The sequence below is a fragment of the Streptomyces endophyticus genome (assembly GCF_035798155.1).
Taxonomy (GTDB): domain Bacteria; phylum Actinomycetota; class Actinomycetes; order Streptomycetales; family Streptomycetaceae; genus Streptomyces; species Streptomyces endophyticus.
This window is the reverse complement of sequence record NZ_JAOZYC010000059.1, coordinates 1-1,607: the sequence shown is the minus strand read 5'-3', so window position 1 is coordinate 1,607 and position 1,607 is coordinate 1. Positions and strand designations below refer to the sequence as shown.

The window sequence follows — 1,607 nt, the reverse complement described above, 5'->3', positions numbered from 1 at the left end:
GTGGCCGGTTCACCGGGTGGCTCGGCGGCCGGCGGTCCGTCCCCGGCCTCGCGCACCCGGTGCCCCGCCGGTGTCAGGAAGTGGTCGTGCGGGGGACGCGGGTGCCGGAACGCCAGCTTCAGCACGACGAGCCGCGCGAGCTGGGCCGGGCTGCCGCCGACCCGGCCGGTCTCCGGATCGGCGGCCTCGATGATGCGGCGCTGTGCGGCAGTCGGCGGTCTGGTCATGGCGTGCCTCCCGTCCGGTGCTCCCTCGACCTCCTCGCCGACCAGGCTGCCCCGGCCGGTGGTTCTCCAGTCGATGGTGCCCGACGGGTCTGACAACGGGCCGGGGCGAGCGGACGGACGGGCTCAGGGCCGCAGGTTCCAGCCGGAGATCACCGGCCTGCCGTGCTCGAACGTGAGGCGGCTGACCGTGCCCGTCGCCAGCAGGAAGTGCGAGCCGCCCGACGGCGGCAGGCCCAGTCGCCGCGCGGTCAGGACGCGCAGGAAGTGGCCGTGCGAGACGAGGACGACACTGCCCTCGTTGTTGGAGAGCGCCGCGTCGACCTTGGACAGCATCCGGTCGGCCCGCTCGCCGACCTGCTCCGGCGTCTCGCCGGGATGCTCGGGCGGCCCCGGCGGCACCCCGTCGTCGAACAGGTACCAGTCGGGCCGGGTGCGCTGGATCTCCCGGGTGGTGACGCCCTCGTACGCGCCGTAGTCCCATTCGTGGAGGTCCGAATCGACGGTGTAGCTCTTGAGGCCGGCGAGCTCGGCGGTCTCGCGGGTGCGCTGGAGGGGGCTCACGAAGACCGCCCCCACGTGGTAGCTGCCGACGAGGGGCGCGACGCGGCGCGCCTCCTCCCGGCCGTTGTCGGTGAGTGGGATGTCGGTGAGGCCGGTGTGCTGCCCGGTCAGGGCCCACTCGGTCTCGCCGTGCCGGACGAGAAGCAGATCACCCAAGGTTCGCGCCTGTTCGCTCGGAGGTGGGCAGAGGTATCGCCATTGTCTCCGGGCGGGGGCGTGCGGGCCCGGCGGGTGGGCCGGATCGGGTGGGCCGGATCGGGTGGGGCGGCCCGGGGCACGGGATCAAGGATTGTCAGACCCGGCCCGTAAGGTCATAGGGGTCATCGAGGCCTGAGCGGAGCGAGGAAAGGGAGGTGGCGTGAGCGTGCCGGAGCTGTCGGGTGTCCCGCTGAGCGCTGCCGCCGTCTTCCTGCCCGATCCGCTGCCGCGCGCGGGGCGGATCGCCTTCTGGTCCCCGGACGCGTCGGATCCGCCGGACCCGTCGGACGGGCAGGGTCGGCCGGGCTGGTCGGGCGGGTCGGGCCTTCCGGGGGCCGACGACGAGCTGACCGTCGTGCGGTCGCACGGCTCCAGTGTGCGCAGCCGCAAGGTTCCCGCCCTCGTGCTGCCGGTCCTGGACGCGCTGCCGCTGCTGCTGCGGGCCCGCCGCACCCGGGGCGCCCATCCGGCGGCGGCCGCCTGGGGAGCGGCCGCGGCGCACGCCCTGCACCTGGTGGCTCGGGGCCGTCTGCTGCCGGGTCTCACCGCCTCGACCGGGTCCCACGCGCCCACCTCGTCTCGAACGAGGTGGCCGACGCCACGGTGCGCAACAGGGAGGGC

1 protein-coding gene and 2 pseudogenes are annotated in these 1,607 nt (G+C 74.7%); 1 reads left to right on the top strand and 2 read right to left on the bottom strand.

What is annotated here, in order from left to right:
* Together OKJ99_RS08685 and OKJ99_RS08680 are read right to left on the bottom strand one after the other, a co-directional pair.
* Positions 1-227 (bottom strand): annotated as a pseudogene (locus OKJ99_RS08685) (hypothetical protein); the annotation flags it as partial.
* 123 nt (positions 228-350) lie between these two features.
* A complete protein-coding gene (locus OKJ99_RS08680) occupies positions 351-944 on the bottom strand; it encodes a histidine phosphatase family protein (protein ID WP_326015277.1) in 594 nt (197 codons plus the stop codon).
* 202 nt (positions 945-1,146) lie between these two features.
* Here OKJ99_RS08680 and OKJ99_RS08675 point away from each other — a divergent pair.
* Positions 1,147-1,607: pseudogene (locus OKJ99_RS08675) on the top strand (hypothetical protein); the annotation flags it as partial.